The 15288-nt window shown below is 69.5% G+C and carries 17 protein-coding genes; 8 read left to right on the top strand and 9 right to left on the bottom strand.

The annotated features are described in order from the left end of the window. Positions 1-116: 116 nt before the first annotated feature. Together AC1RRV_RS21000 and AC1RRV_RS20995 are read right to left on the bottom strand one after the other, a co-directional pair. Positions 117-3185 carry an efflux RND transporter permease subunit gene (locus tag AC1RRV_RS21000; RefSeq protein ID WP_492861592.1) on the bottom strand — a complete coding sequence of 1023 codons (3069 nt, stop codon included), beginning with the start codon at positions 3183-3185 and terminating at the stop codon, positions 117-119. A 3-nt stretch (positions 3186-3188) separates the two neighbouring features. Further along, positions 3189-4277: an efflux RND transporter periplasmic adaptor subunit gene (locus AC1RRV_RS20995; protein ID WP_492861591.1), complete on the bottom strand. Its 1089-nt coding sequence runs from the start codon at positions 4275-4277 to the stop codon at positions 3189-3191. Positions 4278-4368: 91 nt separating this feature from the next. Between AC1RRV_RS20995 and AC1RRV_RS20990 the strand changes: the two genes are divergently transcribed. Further along, on the top strand, positions 4369-5001 hold the full coding sequence (locus AC1RRV_RS20990; RefSeq protein ID WP_492861681.1) for a TetR/AcrR family transcriptional regulator: 633 nt from the start codon (positions 4369-4371) through the stop codon (positions 4999-5001). A gap of 50 nt (positions 5002-5051) precedes the next feature. Further along, positions 5052-5255 (top strand): hypothetical protein, encoded by a 204-nt coding sequence (locus AC1RRV_RS20985; protein WP_492861590.1) that lies wholly within the window; start codon positions 5052-5054, stop codon positions 5253-5255. Here the strand turns inward: AC1RRV_RS20985 and AC1RRV_RS20980 are convergent. Continuing rightward, on the bottom strand, positions 5252-6616 hold the full coding sequence (locus AC1RRV_RS20980) for an aminotransferase-like domain-containing protein (RefSeq protein WP_492861589.1): 1365 nt from the start codon (positions 6614-6616) through the stop codon (positions 5252-5254). The two genes, AC1RRV_RS20985 and AC1RRV_RS20980, sit on opposite strands and share 4 nt — an antisense overlap. Positions 6617-6666: 50 nt before the next feature. Here AC1RRV_RS20980 and AC1RRV_RS20975 point away from each other — a divergent pair, with 50 nt between their 5' ends. Next, positions 6667-7077, top strand: coding sequence for a DUF983 domain-containing protein (locus AC1RRV_RS20975; protein WP_492861588.1), 411 nt, complete (start codon positions 6667-6669; stop codon positions 7075-7077). Between the two features lie 197 nt (positions 7078-7274). Here AC1RRV_RS20975 and AC1RRV_RS20970 read toward each other — a convergent pair whose 3' ends face one another. Next, entirely contained in the window at positions 7275-7733 is a 459-nt protein-coding gene (locus tag AC1RRV_RS20970) for a carboxymuconolactone decarboxylase family protein (protein WP_492861587.1), read from the bottom strand. Between the two features lie 105 nt (positions 7734-7838). Between AC1RRV_RS20970 and AC1RRV_RS20965 the strand changes: the two genes are divergently transcribed. Next, entirely contained in the window at positions 7839-8699 is an 861-nt protein-coding gene (locus AC1RRV_RS20965; RefSeq protein ID WP_492861586.1) for a sigma-70 family RNA polymerase sigma factor, read from the top strand. 1 nt (position 8700) lies between these two features. On the opposite strand, the gene AC1RRV_RS20960 is transcribed toward AC1RRV_RS20965, so the two are convergent. Further along, positions 8701-9009, bottom strand: a complete 309-nt coding sequence (locus tag AC1RRV_RS20960) for a polyhydroxyalkanoic acid system family protein (protein ID WP_492861585.1) — start codon at positions 9007-9009, stop codon at positions 8701-8703. 130 nt (positions 9010-9139) lie between these two features. On the opposite strand from AC1RRV_RS20960, the gene didA reads away from it, so the two are divergent. Both didA and AC1RRV_RS20950 read left to right on the top strand, forming a co-directional pair. Continuing rightward, positions 9140-9361 carry a DNA damage-induced SOS-independent cell division inhibitor A gene (gene didA, locus AC1RRV_RS20955; protein ID WP_492861584.1) on the top strand — a complete coding sequence of 74 codons (222 nt, stop codon included), beginning with the start codon at positions 9140-9142 and terminating at the stop codon, positions 9359-9361. 43 nt (positions 9362-9404) lie between these two features. Next, positions 9405-10406, top strand: coding sequence for a dipeptide epimerase (locus AC1RRV_RS20950; RefSeq protein ID WP_492861583.1), 1002 nt, complete (start codon positions 9405-9407; stop codon positions 10404-10406). Positions 10407-10520: 114 nt separating this feature from the next. Here AC1RRV_RS20950 and AC1RRV_RS20945 read toward each other — a convergent pair whose 3' ends face one another. Beyond that, positions 10521-11471 (bottom strand): winged helix-turn-helix transcriptional regulator, encoded by a 951-nt coding sequence (locus AC1RRV_RS20945; protein ID WP_492861582.1) that lies wholly within the window; start codon positions 11469-11471, stop codon positions 10521-10523. A 109-nt stretch (positions 11472-11580) separates the two neighbouring features. On the opposite strand from AC1RRV_RS20945, the gene AC1RRV_RS20940 reads away from it, so the two are divergent. Continuing rightward, positions 11581-12804, top strand: coding sequence for an acetyl-CoA acetyltransferase (locus AC1RRV_RS20940; RefSeq protein WP_492861581.1), 1224 nt, complete (start codon positions 11581-11583; stop codon positions 12802-12804). Positions 12805-12959: 155 nt separating this feature from the next. Beyond that, positions 12960-13760: a DUF1295 domain-containing protein gene (locus tag AC1RRV_RS20935; RefSeq protein ID WP_492861580.1), complete on the top strand. Its 801-nt coding sequence runs from the start codon at positions 12960-12962 to the stop codon at positions 13758-13760. Between the two features lie 126 nt (positions 13761-13886). On the opposite strand, the gene AC1RRV_RS20930 is transcribed toward AC1RRV_RS20935, so the two are convergent. The 3 genes from AC1RRV_RS20930 to AC1RRV_RS20920 are packed head-to-tail and all read right to left on the bottom strand — an operon-like array spanning position 13887 to position 15287. Continuing rightward, positions 13887-14645 (bottom strand): DUF72 domain-containing protein, encoded by a 759-nt coding sequence (locus tag AC1RRV_RS20930; RefSeq protein WP_492861579.1) that lies wholly within the window; start codon positions 14643-14645, stop codon positions 13887-13889. Positions 14646-14705: 60 nt separating this feature from the next. Then, on the bottom strand, positions 14706-15071 hold the full coding sequence (locus AC1RRV_RS20925) for a VOC family protein (RefSeq protein WP_492861578.1): 366 nt from the start codon (positions 15069-15071) through the stop codon (positions 14706-14708). Between the two features lie 27 nt (positions 15072-15098). After that, positions 15099-15287 (bottom strand): hypothetical protein, encoded by a 189-nt coding sequence (locus AC1RRV_RS20920; RefSeq protein ID WP_492861577.1) that lies wholly within the window; start codon positions 15285-15287, stop codon positions 15099-15101. Position 15288: the final 1 nt, after the last annotated feature.

Genomic DNA, 15288 nt, shown 5'->3' with positions numbered 1-15288 from the left:
CTCCCCCGTTGGGGGAGCTGTCGCGGAGCGACTGAGGGGGCTAACTCGGCCTGTGCCGCGCTGCCCCCTCCGGCCCTCTGGGCCACCTCCCCCGAAAGGGGAGGATCTTCGTCAGCCTAAGCGACCTCCGCCTTCCCCCGCGCCGTCAGCCAGTACATCACCGGCGTCGCCACCCGGCTCAGCAGGGTGCTGGTGATCAGCCCGCCGATGATGGCGATGGCCAGCGGCGAGTAGAGGCCCGAGCGCTCGACGGCCAACGGCAACAGGCCGCCGATCGCGGTGACGGAGGTCAGCAGCACCGGCAGGAACCGCACCTCGCCGGCCTTCTCGATGGCGTCGTGCAGGTTCATGCCTTCGCGGCGCAACTGCTCGGTGAAGTCCACCAGCAGGATCGAGTTCTTGATCTCGATGCCGATCAGCGCGATCACCCCGATCGTCGCCGTGAACGACAGCGAGTAGCCGGTCAGGGCCAGAGCCAGCACGGCGCCGAACACCCCGAACGGGATGATGCCGGCGACGACCAGGGCGGTCTTGAACTTCTGGAACTCCAGCACCAGCACCGCCAGGATCCCGAACACCGCCACCAGCACCGCCGCGCCCAGCCCCGCGAAGCTCTCCGACGCCGCCTCGGCCTCGCCGCCCAGCGACAGGCGATAGCCGGGAGGTAGCGGCAGCTCCTTGTCCAGCCGCGCCACCAGGTCCCGGGTCACGCCCGAGGCCAGGAAGCCCGTCGTGACATAGGCGCTGATCGTCACCGTCCGCTCGCGGTCGAAGCGATCGATGCGCGAGGGGCTGGACTTCAGCCTGGGTGTGGCGATGGCGTCGAGCGGCGCGGCCAGGCCGTCGGCGGTCGGGACATAGACGCCCTTGAGGGCCGAGAGCGGATTGCGCGCCGCCCCGTCGACCTGGGCCGTCGGCAGCCGCACCTTGACCGCGTAGTCGTCGCCGTCCGGGTCGCGGAAGCGGGCGGTCTCCTCGCCCGACAGCGCCAGGCGGGCGATGCGGCGAGGCGCTCCCGCAGGAACACCCAGAGCGGCGGCCTTGGCCTCGTCGACGCCGAGGTCGAGATCGGTGCGGTCCAGGCGGATCGGATTGGTGACGTCGCGCGTGCCGGGCGTGGCCTTGAGGATCGCCTCTGCCCGGGCGGCCAGGGCCTTGAGGACCTCGAGGTTCTGGCCGGTCAGACGGACGGCGACGGGCGCGTCGATCGGCGGGCCGTTCTCGAAGGTGACGACGCTGATCCGCGCGCCGGGGAACCTGGCGAAGTCGCGCCGCAGCCCGTCCAGCACCGCATCGCTCTTGCCCGGCTCCCAGCGTTTCAGGCTGACGAACACCTCGGCGAAGGTCGTGGAGCTCTCACGTTGCGAGCGGTTGTAGAAGATCTGCGGATTGCCGCGGCCCAGATTGGCGGCTTCCCAGACCACGTCCGGCTCGGCCTTCACCCTTTGCTCGACATAGCGCAGCGCCCGGTCGGTGCGGGCCAGGGACGAACCGTCGGGGGTCTCGATGCGGATCAGGAACTGCGGGGTCTCGGCCTGCGGGAACAGGCTCGAGCCGATCAGCTTCACCAGCGGGAGGGTGGTCAGGCAGATGGCCAGCAGGATCGCCAGGGTCAGCCACGGCCGCGCCAGGGCCCGGTGCAGCACCGGCCGGTAGAAGCGGTGGATACCGTCATTGACCGCCCGCAGCAGGGCGTTGCCCTCGGGGTCGGAATGCTTGTCCAGCAGACGGCTGGCCAGGAACGGGATGATGGTCATCGAGACCAGCAGCGAGGCCGCGATGGTGCACAGCACCGTCACCGGCAGCGACTTGATGTAGGCGCCCGAGCCGGCCGGCAGGGCCATCAGCGGCAGGAAGGCCAGCATCAGGGTCGCGGTGCAGCCCAGCACGGCCAGGCTGATCTGGCGCGTGCCGTTGATCGCCGCCTCGACCCTGTCCTCCCCCTCACGCACGCGGCGGGCGATGTTCTCGGTGATGACGATGCTGTCGTCGACCAGCAGGCCCAGGGCCAGCACGAAGCCGGCGATCGACAGCTGGTTCAGGGTGAAGCCGAACGCCTGCAGCATGGTCAGGCCGATCAGCAGGCTGAGCGGGATCGAGACCATCACCACGAAACCGGCGCGCGTCCCCAGCGGCAGCAGGGTGATCAAGACGAGGGCCAGGGCGATGCCGAAGTCGCGAACCAGGTTGTTCAGCCGGTGCTTGACGTTCTGCGCCTGGACGAAGCCGCGCTCCAGCTTCACCCCGGCCGGCAGGGTCTTCTCATAGTCGTCCAGCACCTTCTGGACGCCCTGGGTGATCTTGGCGACGTCCTGGCCGTCCTTCTGGTTGACGGTGACGAACACGGCGCGCTTGCCGTTGAAGCGCGTCAGGTGCGTGGGCTCGGCCTGGGCCCAGGCCACGGTGGCGACGTCGCGGACGCGGGTGACCTGGCCGCCGATCGAGCGGACGGGCGTGTCGGCGATAGTCTCCAGCGATCGGAAGGCCCCGCCGGACTTGACGTTGAAGCGCCGCTCTCCGGCTTGGACAGCGCCGATCGGGGCCTCGGCGCCGGCTTGGCGCAGGGCGTCGGCGACGGCCGTGGCGGGCAGCTTCAAGGCCGACAGGCGGGCCAGGTCCAGGGTGATCTGCACCTCGGAGGCCGGCGCGCCCCAGTACTTGGCCTCGCGTACGCCGGGCACGCGGTCGAGGCGCTCCCGCAGGCGGTCGGCGGTCTTTTCCAGCCGGCGCATGGGCATGATGTCGGAGGTCAGGGCGACTTGGACGATCGCCACCTCGGTGGTGCGCACGCGCTCCAGTTCGAGCCGCGCCAGGCCGGCGGGCAGGTTGCCGCGAATGGCGTTCACCTCGCGGACGACCTGATCGTACTTGCGCTCGGGATCAACGTCCCAGGTGAAGTGGACGCGGATCACCGCCGCGCCGTCCAAGGCGGTCGACTCGACCTTGTCGATATTGTCGAGGCCGTCGACGGCGTCCTCGATCGGGTCGACGACCAGCTGTTCCATCTCAGAGGGCTCGGCCCCCGGCAGGACGGCGTGGATCACCACGATCGGCACCGGGAAGTGCGGATCTTCCGAGCGCGGCACGCCGGTGAAGGCGTTGATCCCCAGCATGATCAGCAGGCCGAAGGCGACGAGGGTGAACTGCCAGCGGCGGACGGCGAAGGTCGCGAGATCGAACTTCACGGCCTAGCGACCCTTGGAGGCGTCGAGGCGGGTGGGATCGATGACCCGCACGGCCTCGCCGTCGGCGACGAAGCCGGCCCCGGCCGTGATCACCTGGGCGCCGTCGGGCAGGCCCGAGACCAGGGCGTCGTCGCCATCGAAACCGCCGAAGCCCACGGCCGTCCGCTTGGCCCTGCCGCCGTCGAACCGGAAGACGAAGGCGCGCTGGCCATTGGCTTCCAGCACCGCCTCGGCGGGGATGCGGGCATAGGCGGTGGTTCCGCCTTGTGAGGCCCGAACCTGAAGGCTGGCATGGGCGACCTGGCCGCTGCGCAGGGCGGCGGGCGGACTGGCGAGCTCGATCTCGACGGCGATGGCGCCGGTGCGGGTGTCGGCGGCCTCGCCGACGCGGGTGACCTGGCCGGACAGGGCCTGGCCTCCGAGATCCTCGACTGTGATCTGGGCGGCGTCGCCGACACGAACCTTCGACGCCTCGCGCGCGGCCAGCGGCAGACGCAGGACCAGCGGACTGGAAAGGTCGGCCACGCGGGCCACCACCTGGCCGGCCCCCACGACCTCGCCGGCCTGGGCGCGGCGCTCCAGCACCACGCCCGAGACCGGCGAGACCAGGCTGGCCCAGCGGCGGTCGAAGCGGGCGGCGTCATAGGCGGCCTGGGCGGCCTTCATCGCGCTCTGGCGATCGTCGATGCGTTGGCGGCTGACATAGCCCTTGTCGAACAGGGTCTTGTCGCGCTCGACGTCGCGGCGGGCGCGCTCAAGGTCGGCGGCGGTTTGCTGTTGGCGGGCGTCGACCCCGGCCGGATCGATCGAGGCGATGGCCTGGCCCGCGCGGATGCTGTCGCCGGCCTCGACCCGCATGGAGGTCAGGACGCCGGGAATCCGGAACGACAACGCCATCTCGCGGCGGCGCTCCAGCGTCCCGGCGCCGGTCACTGATCCGGACGCGCCGGGGGCGGCGACGCGCGCGGCCTCGACCGGAGTCGGCGGGACCGGCTCATCGGCCTTGGGCTTTCCGCCACAGGCGCTCAAGCTCGCCGCCAGGAGCAACACCGCCAGGGGAGGGAGCGGGGTTCGCCACATACGCTGTTCCAAATCAATCAGTGATAAGTTATCACTGATTGATAATGCTGCCTTGTCAAGCAGGCAAGGCGGCGCCAAGGACGTTTCGATGAAGTCTCCCGCCATCCGGCCGCCCAAGACCCGCTCGCCGCGCAAGCCCAAGGGGCAGGGGGCCGAGCGTCGCGAGGAAATCCTCGACGCCGCCCTGACCCTGTTCAGCCAGAAGGGCGTCCACGCGGTCTCGACCCGCCAGATCGCCGAGATCGCCGGCATCTCGCAGCCGGCCCTCTACGCCTATTTCACCACCAAGGACGACATCGCCGCCGAGCTGTGCGTGCGGGCCTTCGCGATCCTGGGCCAGCGGATGGCGGCCGCGCGTGTCGGCTACACTCCGACGCCGGAGAACTTCGAGCGCTGCCTGCGGGTCTATATCGACTTCGGCCTCGACCATCCCGACGCCTACCGCGTGGCCTTCATGCTGGAGAAGAGCATCGACGGCTCGTTCCTGGAGAAGACCGGCCACAAGCCGATGATCGCCGGCAAGGAGGTCTTCGCGGTGTTCGTCGAGATGGTCGGCGAGCTGCACGCCCAGGGGACGACGGTCGAGGGCGACGTCATGGCCGCGACCCAGTCGCTGTGGGCCGGGCTGCACGGCCTGGTCTCGCTGCTGATCGCCCGGCCGGAGTTCCCGTGGATCGATCGCGAGCGCCTGATCGCCACCCATGTGGCCATGCTCCGCCGGGGCGCGTTGAAATAGGGGCCACGGTCCTCTAGATGAGCGCCTCGATTTCCCGGGAAGGACTCCCCATGGCCAAGCTCCTGCCGCTCCAATCGTTCAGCCTGCAGGAGACCGAGGACGGCTACCGCCTGCTGGTCTCGGCCATCGGCGGCGAGTCGCTCTACGTCTCGATCACCGCCGACCAGATGGACGACATCATCGACAGCCTCGAGAACGCCATGGGCGGCGAGGGTGAAGACGACGCCGGTGAGGACGACGACGCGGAGTTCTAGGCCGGGATGAGCGCGGTCAGCTGCCTTAGCCCCCGCGCCAACGTCCCCCGCTTTCCCGCCGCGCCCAGCGATATCCGCAGGCCCTCTCCGACCGCGCCCGGCGCCCGGAACGCCTCGGCGCCGACCAGCGCCAGGCCCCGCTCCCGCGCCGCCGCGCCGACCACGGCGCCCGGCAGCCAGACGTGCAGGCTCTCCGCTCCGCCCACCGCCGCCGGCAACAGCTCCGCCGCCAAGGTCCGGCGCGCCACGGCTTCCTCTCGCACGCCCGCCAGAACCTTCGCGGCGACGCCGTCTCGGATCCAGCTCGTGACCACGGCCGCCATCAGCGGCGCCGGCATCTGGGCGATGGCGTGCAGGGTCGCCGCCAAGCCGTCCGCGCGTCCCGGCGGCGCGATGACATAGGCCAGGCGCAGGCCGGGCGAGAGCGCCTTGGCGGTGGTGGCGATATGGAACACCCCCTCCGGCCACAGGCTGGCCAGGGCGGGCAGGGGCGAGGCCGGCAGCAGGCCGTAGGCGTCGTCCTCGACGATGGTGACCTCGGCCGCGCGGGCGACGCCGACGATCGCCTCGCGCCGCGCGAGGCCCATCGTCGCCGCCGTCGGGTTCTGGAAAGTCGGGGTGCAGCACAGCAGGCGCGGGCGATGCTCGGCGATCAGCCGCCCCAGGGCCTCAGGCTCCAGCCCCTGATCGTCCAGTGGACAGGCGATGACCTTGAGGCCCCGTCGCGCGGCTGTCGCCAACAGGCCGGGATAGGCGAAGGTCTCGGCCAGGATCGTGTCACCGGGCGCGGCCAAGTGGTCCAGCAGGGCCGACAGCGCCGTCTGGGCCCCGCTGGCCACGATCATCCTCTCCGGCCCGATCTCGCCCAGCACGGGGGCAAGCCAGGCCGCGCCCGCCGTCCGCTGGGCCAGGGAGCCGGCCCCGGGATGGTAGGCCATCAGAGTCGCCGGATCGGTGCGCGCCAGGATCGCGCCCGTGGTCTCGCGCAGCAGGGCGGCCAGGTTCAGCCCCGCCGGCGGGGGCGGCAGGTTCATCGACAGGTCGACGAGGCCCGCTTCGTCCTCGTTCATCCGTGAGCGGATGAAGGTGCCGCGACCCGTCGCGCCCTCGATCAGGCCGCGCTCGCGGGCCAGGGCGTAGGCGCGGGTGACGGTGGTGAAATCCACGCCCACCAGGCGCGCTACCTCCCGCTGGGCCGGGATCTGGTCGCCGGCCTGCAGTTCGCCCTCGGCGACCGCGGCCTCCAGGGCCTGGGCGATCCGGCGGTAGGCGGGGCCCTCCAGGGCCTCCAGGCGTTTCAGCCAGGTGGCCGCCGGATTCGGTGATCCCTTAGTTGCGGGCATCGAGCGATATCCATACATTATCGACACAATGTATGGATCAATCCTGCGATTGTAGGAAGGGGTCTTCGATGACCGACCAACAGACCTACGACTCCCCGACGCCCATCGAGGCGGGCCTGAAGTGCTGTTGCCCGCGATGCGGCGAGGGCAAGCTCTTCCGGGGCTTTCTGACCTTGGCGCCGTCTTGCGATCGCTGCGGCCTGGACTTCGGTTTCGCCGACCCGGCCGACGGCCCGGCGTTCTTCGTGATGAGCGGGATCGGCATCCTGATCACGGCGGTGTTCGCCTGGGTGGAGGTCGCCTTTCACCCGCCGATCTGGGTGCATTTCGTGACCGTCTTCCCGGCTCTGATCCTCGGCTGCCTGGCGACGCTGCGGCCCGTGAAGAGCTGGCTGGTCGCCGCGCAGTACATCAACAAGGCCGAGGAAGGCCGCTTCGAGAGCCTGGGGCGGCACGATTACGACTCTAGGCGGCTGTAGGGGCGCTGCAGGCCCTACAGTTCGTCAAATCCCGCCTTCCTAGGCCTTGTGCCTAGGACCCATTGTTCCGTGTTCCTGAGTCTAGGGGGGCGCGCTCCAGATGGTCCGCGCCCCATTCCACCTCACGACCAAGCCGCGCCCTGGGCCCTAGGCACAAGGCCTAGGGAGGCAGGGTTTGGTTTGGGCGCAAGCGAACCCTAAACCCCCAGGCTTGCCGCCACCTGGCGCGTCGCCGCGTTCAGGCGGTTCCAGACATTGATCGCCGAGATCGTCAGCAGCAGCCCGGCCAGGGCCTTCTCATCATAGTGACGAGCGGCCTCGTTCCAGACGTCGTCCGGCACCGGGTCGGCCTTGTCAGCCACGCGGGTCACGGCCTCGGCGAGCGCCAGGGCGGCGCGCTCGGCGTCGGTGAAGTAGGGCGTGTCGCGCCAGCCGGCGACGGTGGCCAGTCGCTCGGGACTCTCGCCGGCCTTCGCGGCGGCGCGGGCGTGCATCTCCAGGCAGACGCCACAGCCATTAATCTGGCTGACGCGCAGGTGCAGCAGCTCGTGCAGGGTCTCTGGCACGCCCTCGACATGGGCGGACTTGCTCAGGGCGATCAGCGCCTTCATGGCGTCGGGGATCAGGAAGGCGGGCTGGGTCATGCGGGCTTGCATGGGAGGCTCCTTGAGGTTTGTTTCGTCTCGACGCCCGTCGCCGGTCACATCCGGCGGTTTGCGTTCGTCGAAGGTGTGACGAAGCCCGACGGAGCGATGTGACCGATGTCCGAGAATAATTTTCTGGCCGACCGTTTCGAGGCCGACCGGGGCCGGCTGCGCGGGGTGGCCTATCGCATGCTGGGCTCGTTGCCCGAGGCGGAGGACGCGGTGCAGGAGGCCTGGCTGCGGCTGTCGCGGGCCGACACCAGCGGCGTCGACAACCTCTCGGCCTGGCTGACCACCGTAACCTCGCGCGTGTGCCTGGATATGCTGCGGGCCAAGAAGTCGCGCCGCGAGGACGCCCTGCTGGAGGGCGGTCCCGAACCTTCGGTCAGCGGCGAGGACGCCATCGAGCGCGAGACCATCCTGGCCGACTCCGTGGGCCTGGCCCTGCTGGTCGTGCTGCAGGCCCTGAGCCCGGCCGAGCGGATCGCCTTCGTGCTGCACGACCTCTTCGACATGCCGTTCGAGCAGATCGCCCCGATCGTCGAGCGCACGCCCGACGCCGCCCGCCAGCTGGCCAGCCGGGCCCGCCGCCGGGTGCGCGGTGGCGAGGCGCCGCTGGACGCGGCCCAGAGCGCCCAGAAGAGCGTGGTCGACGCCTTCCTGACCGCCTCGCGCACGGGGGACCTGGCGGGGCTGATGGCGATCCTGGACCCGAACGTCGTCTTCCACGCCGACGCCGTCGCCGGGCGCGGCCAAGCCAAGGACCTGGTCGGCAACGAAGCGGTGGCGGCCTACTACGACGGTCTCGCCAAGGCCGCCCGCAGCGCGCTCATCGACGGGGTCATCGGCGCGGTGGTGGCACCGCTGGGCAAGCTGATGCTGGTGATCGACATCAAGGTCGAGAACGGCCGGATCGTGGCGATCTCGGCCGTCGGCGATCCCGAGCGGGTGGCGAAGATGGAGCTGGCGGCGGTCTAGCCTACTTCAGCAGCGTCTGGCCGCGACGCGTCAGCTCGTCCTTGATCTTGCCCGCCGCCATGCCCAGCAGGCCGGGCAGGCTGAGGTCGAGCCGGGCATGATCCTCCAGCACCTGGACGACGCCGGTGATGGTCGAGCCCATGGCCACGGCCGAGAAGTTCAGCACGTCGCCGGCCCAGCTCTGCGAGAAACGGCTGGCGTCGCCCCCGGGGATCTGGCCGGCCATCTGCGACAGGCCGCCTTCAAGGCGACGCTTGGCCTCGGCCGCGCCCAGCTGGTGGGGGATGTTGATGCTGACGGTCTTGGCCATGGGCGATCCTTCGAGAAGCTCACCGGCGAAACGCGGCCGGGGGTCATGCGGTTCTATACGTCCGATTCTGGCGCATGGCACGGCCAAGGTCGCTTTCATCAGATGAGCCTCCTTCACCCAAGGGCCCGACATGACCGATCTCGCCATGACCCAGCCGTTCGCCGCGCCGCGCCGTTCCACCGCTCGCCGCTTCGTGCGTCCCGGCCGTCCGGGCGGGGTGTTGGGCGCGATCCACTATGCCGGCGTGCTGCTGGTCTGGCTGGCCCTGTTCGTCGTCGACCGTCCCCTGGCCCTGAAGGTGATGGCCGAGCGCCGCGCCGACTCGCCCATTCCCCGCCACTGGGGCTGGTAGTCGGGGGCTAGTCGGATTTCGCGAAACGCGGCATGCCTTGGCCATGTCGATCGCCGTCTCCGCCCGCTGGGTCTCGCATCCGCTGAAGGCCCCGTTCCGCATCTCGCGCGGGGTCAAGACCGCTGCCGATGTGGTCGAGGTGATCGCAGGGGCTGACGGCCATGTCGGTCGCGGCGAGAGCGTCCCCTATGGCCGCTATGGTGAGACGGTCGACAGCGTGCTGGCGCAGCTGGCGCCGGTCCTGACCGCTCCCGACCCGGAGGTGGCTTGTCGAGCCCTGCCGCCCGGCGCGGCGCGCAACGCGCTCGATCTGGCGCTCTGGGACCTGCGCGCCAAGCGTACGGGCGTCGGTGTCGCAGAGGCCACGGGCTTGCCTGTTCCCCCCGCCCTGGTCACCGCCGTCACGGTCAGCCTGGACACGCCTGAAGCCATGGCGCTGGCCGCCGGCGCTGTCGCGGACGCGCCGCTGATCAAGATCAAGCTCTCGGCCGAGGACCCGGCGGGCCGCCTGCGCGCGGTGGCGGCCGCCGCGCCGAATTCCCGCTTCATCGTCGACCCCAACGAGGGTTGGACCTTCGCGATCCTCAAGGACCTCAAGCCCCTGCTGGCTGACCTGCCCATCGCCCTGGTGGAACAGCCGTTGCCGGCCGACGCCGATGATGAACTGGAGGGCTGGGATCCGCCGTTCACGGTCTGCGCCGATGAGTCCGTCCATGTCGGCGGCGACCTCGCGGCGCTGCGCGGCCGCTACCAGGCGGTGAACCTCAAGCTCGACAAGACCGGCGGCCTGACCGAGGCCGTGGCCATGCTGCGCGGGGCCAAGGCGCTGGGCTTCCACGTCATGACCGGCTGCATGGTCGCTTCGTCGCTGGGCGTCGCCCCGGCCTTGCATCTGGCGGGGGCGTGCGACTTCGCCGATCTGGATGGGCCGTGGTGGCTGGCGGTGGATCATCCGGGCGGCCTGCGCGTCGAGCGCGGCCGGATCACGCCGCCGAAGCCGGGGTTCTGGGGGGATGCGCGAGAGGACGAGGGGCTGTGGCTCTAATCCTCCCCCCAGCGGGGGAGGTGGTCGCGAAGCGACCGGTGGGGGAATGGGCAGGGCAGCAGGACTTCCCCCTCCGTCGCCTGCGGCGACACCTCCCCCGCTAGGTGGAGGATTTCAGGTCCCAGGGACCGCCGTATTCCCCACATCGACCTCCCCGCCGCACGCCCCGCACCGCACGACCGGCTCCAATCGCGCTCCGCAGCTGTGTGTCAGGATTTCCGGACTTCCCTCGCTTCCCGCCAACCAGCGATCGCCCCATGCCATCAGCGCCGCGATCAGCGGGAAGATGTCCCGGCCCTCCTTGGTGAGCCGATACTCCCAGCGTTCCGGCCGCTCCTGGTAGCGCACCCGCTCCAGCATGCCGCGTTCGACCAGCCGGGTGAGCCGATCGGTCAGGATGTTGCTGGCCACCTTCAGCTCGGCCTGGAAATCCTTGAAGCGTCGCAGGCCGTAGAAGGCCGCGGCGACGATGTGGGCGGTCCAGCGGTCGCCCAGCACCTCGATCGAGCGCTCCAGCATCGGATGCAGGCTTTCGCCGCCGACATCGTCATGGCTGGCGCGGCGTGAGTGGCGAGCGCGGGGGGCGGGTTCCAGGCCAGCGCCGGGACCCGGCGTCAGGACGATATCGCGCACCTTCACCGCCTCGCCACAGGCCTTGCAGGCCAGGACCGGCTTCAGCGGCTGGCCGCAGGGTTCGTGGACGATGCCGTGCGAGGGACAGTCCGGATCGAAGCGCCAGCGCATCTCCCAGCCCAGCAGCATCAGCGCCGAGTCATAGAGGTCGCGGCCCATCGGCGTCAGCCGGTACTCATGGCGTGGCGGGCGGTCCTGATAGAGCCGGCGCTCCAATATGCCGCCGGCCTCCAGGCGCTTGAGGCGATCGGTCAGCAGCGAGCGGGCGACGCCGGTCATCGCCACGAAGCCGTCGAAGCGCTTCACGCCCATGAAGGCGGCGTAGAGGGTCAGCAGGGTCCAGCGGTCGCCGATCAGGTTCAGCGCGCGGGCGGCTGAACTGCGGCGGACCAGCGCCGCCTTTGTCTCGGAAGGGGCCTTCTGCGGGACCATGCGGCTTGGTGGGGCGCTTCGCCTGAAAGTGTCAACGCCGTGGACTCGACGAACGTCGCTTGTATAATCGAACTAACTAGAACTTACACGCCCGTCGGGGAGGTCGCGCATGGTCTATGTGCTGGGCGGTTGGCAGAGCGATTTCGCCGCCAACTGGAGCCGCGAGGGCCGGGACTTGGCCGACGCTTTCGCTCAGGCCGTGGGCGAGGGGCTGGCCGCCGTCGACCTGGATCCCGAGGATGTCGAGACCGGCCATGTCGGCAACTTCGCCGCCGAGCTGTTCGCGGGCCAGGGCCTGCTGGGCGGCATGTTCGGTCTGGTCCACCCCGCCTTCGACGGCCTGCCGACCGCGCGCCATGAAGCCGCCTGCGCCTCGGGCAGCGTCGCCATCCTCGCCGCCACCGCCGAGATCGAGGCCGGGCGCTACGACCTGGCCTGCGTCGTCGGCATCGAGCAGATGCGCAATGTCCCCGGCCAGAAGGCCGCCGAGAACCTGGGCAGCGCCGCCTGGGCCGGTCACGAATTCCAGGACGCCCGCTTCCTGTGGCCGCGCGCCTTTTCGGACCTCGCCGACGAGTACGACCGGCGCTACGGGCTGAACTACGAGCATCTGATGGGCATAGCCGAGGTCAATTTCGCCAACGGCAAGCGCAATCCCAACGCCCAGACGCGCGGCTGGAACTTCGGCCCCGAGGCCTTCACGGCCGACGAGGTCGCCAATCCGGTGGTCGAGGGCCGCACGCGCAAGCAGGACTGCGGCCAGGTCACTGATGGGACCGCCGTGGTGTTCCTGGCGTCCGAGAAGCGGGCGCGGGCCTATGCCGACAAGCGCGGGATCGCGCTGGAGACCATTCCGCGTATCAAGGGCTGGGGCCATCGGTCGGCGCCGATCAGCTACGCCCGCAAGGTCGAGGCCAGCCGCGACGCCGACTACGTCTTCCCGCAGGTGCGCCGCGCCATTCTGGACGCCCGGGCGCGGGCCGGGATCGCGCCGGACGTCTCCGGCATAGACGCGGTCGAGACCCACGACTGCTTCACCGCCACCGAATACATGGCCATCGACCACCTGGGCCTGACCGCGCCCGGCGAAAGCTGGAAGGCGGTCGAGAACGGCGACATCGCCATCGGCGGCAAGCTGCCGATCAACCCGTCCGGCGGGCTGATCGGGGCGGGGCATCCCGTCGGGGCCACCGGCGCGCGGATGCTGCTGGACGCCTGGAAACAGACCTCGGGGAAGGCCGGGGACTATCAGGTCGAGGGGGCGAAGACGGTGCAGACGCTGAACATCGGCGGATCGACCACGACCACGGTGAGTTTCGTCGTGGGGACGTAGGTCTCAATCCTCCCCCGCTGGGGGAGGCGGCCCGAAGGGCCGGAGGGGGAAGTGGCAAGGCTTCAAGAACTTCCCCCTCCGTCGCCTGTGGCGACACCTCCCCCGCTGGGGGGAGGATTTTCATCAATTCCCGCGACCCACGTTCAAGGCCCCACATGCCGCCCATCCTCACCGTCCTCGCCGTCAACGCCGCCGTCTCGGCCATCGCCTTCCTGGCGCTGTGGGCCGTCAGCCTGCGGATCAAGGACGTCAGCTTCATCGACGCCTGGTGGGGACCCAGCATGGCGCTGCTGGCCTGGAGCACCTTCCTCCAGGCGCCGCCGACCCCGCACGGCCTGCTGCTGACCGGCCTCTGCACCCTGTGGGCGGCGCGGCTGGGCGGGTATCTGTTCTGGCGCTGGCGCAGGCACGGGGCCGATCGGCGCTATGTCTCGATGATCGCCCATGCCGAGAAGCATCGTGGCTGGAGCTTCGCCAAGACGGCGCTGCTACTGGTGTTTTCGCTGCAATACGCCCTGGGCTTCCTGGTCGCCCTGCCGGTGCAACTGGGCCAGTCGGCCGGACCGCTCGGCGCCCTGGCCTGGGCGGGCGCGGGCCTCGCCGGCGTCGGCATCCTGTTCGAGACGATCGGCGACGCGCAACTGACCCGCTTCAAGGCTGATCCGAGCAACGCCGGCAAGGTCATGGACCGGGGTCTGTGGCGCTATACCCGCCACCCGAACTATTTCGGCGACGCCTGCGTCTGGTGGGGCCTCTACCTGATCGCGGCCGAGACCGGCCTGGGCGCCTGGAGCTTGCCGGCGCCGGTGCTGATCACCGTCCTGCTGACCAAGTGGAGCGGCGTGCCGACCACCGAGGGCCGGATGCGGAAAAGCAAGCCGGGCTATGCCGACTATGTGGCGCGAACGAGCGGGTTCGTGCCGTGGTTTCCGAAGAAGGCCGAACAGTCGCAATAGAGAGTGTCATCCCGGAAGCCTCGTAGAGGCTATCCGGGACCCAGGGCGGCGCGCACGGTGTTTCACCCTGGGTCTGGGCTCTGCGTTTCGCTACGGCCGGGATGACACGGATGGAGCGGAGATGGCTTACTTCTCCAGCTTCTCGATCAGCGCCATCGCCGCCGACGGATTGCGCACCTTCGCGCCGGCGATGAAGTAGGCGAACACGTCGCCGCGCTCGGCCCATTTCCAGGTCTGGGCGGCGATCCCGTCCAGTTCTTCCGAGGTCATGCCGGTCGGCTCGTCGGGCTTGCTGGACATCAGCCGGGCATAGGTGAAGTCGGCTGTCGGCTGGTCGATGCAGGGCCAGGTGGGCTCCTCGTCATCGACGGCATAGACGATGGCCGCGCCGTACTTGGCGGCCAGGTCGTAGAACTCCTGGCACGCGAAGGTCGGGCTGCGGACTTCTAGCGCGTGGCGCAGCGGCAGGCCCTTCAGCTCCTTTGGCAGCAATTTAAGGAAACCCTCGAAATCAGCCGCGTCGAACTTCTTGGTCGCCATGAACTGCCAGTTGATGGGACCAAGCTTGGGGCCCAGCTCTTCCATGCCCTGGGACAGGAATTTCTGGAGCGAGTCGTTGTTCTCGGAGAGCACCTTGCGGTTGGTGCAGAAACGGCTGGCCTTGACCGCGAACACGAAGTCGTCCGGCGTCTCGTCGCGCCACTTCTGCCAGCTGTTGGGCTTGAAGGTCGAGTAGTAGGTGCCGTTGATCTCGATGCTGGTCAGCTTGGACGAGGCGTATTTCAGCTCGTCCTTCTGCTTGAGATCATCGGGATAGAAGGGACCGCCACGCCAGGGTTCGAACGTCCAGCCGCCGATGCCCGTCCGGATCACGCCCTTGCCCATGTTTGTTCCCTTCCTGTTCACGGCGAACCTAGGGGAACTTCGCGGCGTCGTCGAGAGGGTTCAGGCGACGATCGATTGGCCAAAGGTGAGCCAGAAGCGGTTGCAGTCCCGGATGATGAACTCGCGCATGCCGTACTCGGTGTCGTGCGGCGCCTGGAAGACGTCGACCTTGTCCTTCAGCGTCTCGAACAGGGCGTCGAGGCCCTCGTCGAGGGTCAGGTAGAGGTCGACCTCGCGGCGGTGGGCGTCGGAAGCGCGCCCGCCGGCGTTGAACATCACGGTGCTGTCGCCCAGGCCCAGCCGCGCCCAGTCCCAGACCTCGTCGCACTTGTGGAAGCCGATCAGGGTGAAGCCGAGGTCGCGATACCAGTCGGCCGTCGTCCGCACGTCGGGCACGTGGATCATCGGGGTGATGGAGCCGGGCATGGGCGTCTCTCCCTGTTGAGAGGGAGGTTAGCGCGAGGATCGGTAGCGGTCGATCTCGGCTTGGTCGTGCGAGCACTTGCGGATCTGCTTGATCCACGCGCCGCCCCCGTCAAGGCAGGAGTCGACGGTGAACCAGTCACGGACGGTAGGAACGATGGCCACGGTCGCCGCGATGGCGAAGGCGACCGCGAACCAGATCACGCGCGGCCGCTTCACC

Source organism: Caulobacter sp. GW821-FHT11E10 (assembly GCF_058808375.1).
The sequence above is the reverse complement of the archived record's forward strand: the minus strand, read 5'-3'. Positions and strand labels throughout refer to the sequence as shown.

Coding starts and splice junctions, on each gene's coding strand:
- AC1RRV_RS20950 (WP_492861583.1), top strand. CDS start 9,405: ATGTCGATCGCCGTCTCCGCCCGCTGGGTCTCGCATCCGCTGAAGGCC.
- AC1RRV_RS20970 (WP_492861587.1), bottom strand. CDS start 7,733: ATGCAAGCCCGCATGACCCAGCCCGCCTTCCTGATCCCCGACGCCATG.
- AC1RRV_RS20985 (WP_492861590.1), top strand. CDS start 5,052: ATGGCCAAGCTCCTGCCGCTCCAATCGTTCAGCCTGCAGGAGACCGAG.
- AC1RRV_RS20960 (WP_492861585.1), bottom strand. CDS start 9,009: ATGGCCAAGACCGTCAGCATCAACATCCCCCACCAGCTGGGCGCGGCC.
- AC1RRV_RS20935 (WP_492861580.1), top strand. CDS start 12,960: ATGCCGCCCATCCTCACCGTCCTCGCCGTCAACGCCGCCGTCTCGGCC.
- AC1RRV_RS20980 (WP_492861589.1), bottom strand. CDS start 6,616: ATGTATGGATATCGCTCGATGCCCGCAACTAAGGGATCACCGAATCCG.
- AC1RRV_RS20975 (WP_492861588.1), top strand. CDS start 6,667: ATGACCGACCAACAGACCTACGACTCCCCGACGCCCATCGAGGCGGGC.
- AC1RRV_RS20945 (WP_492861582.1), bottom strand. CDS start 11,471: ATGGTCCCGCAGAAGGCCCCTTCCGAGACAAAGGCGGCGCTGGTCCGC.
- didA (WP_492861584.1), top strand. CDS start 9,140: ATGACCGATCTCGCCATGACCCAGCCGTTCGCCGCGCCGCGCCGTTCC.
- AC1RRV_RS20925 (WP_492861578.1), bottom strand. CDS start 15,071: ATGCCCGGCTCCATCACCCCGATGATCCACGTGCCCGACGTGCGGACG.
- AC1RRV_RS20940 (WP_492861581.1), top strand. CDS start 11,581: ATGGTCTATGTGCTGGGCGGTTGGCAGAGCGATTTCGCCGCCAACTGG.
- AC1RRV_RS20965 (WP_492861586.1), top strand. CDS start 7,839: ATGTCCGAGAATAATTTTCTGGCCGACCGTTTCGAGGCCGACCGGGGC.
- AC1RRV_RS20930 (WP_492861579.1), bottom strand. CDS start 14,645: ATGGGCAAGGGCGTGATCCGGACGGGCATCGGCGGCTGGACGTTCGAA.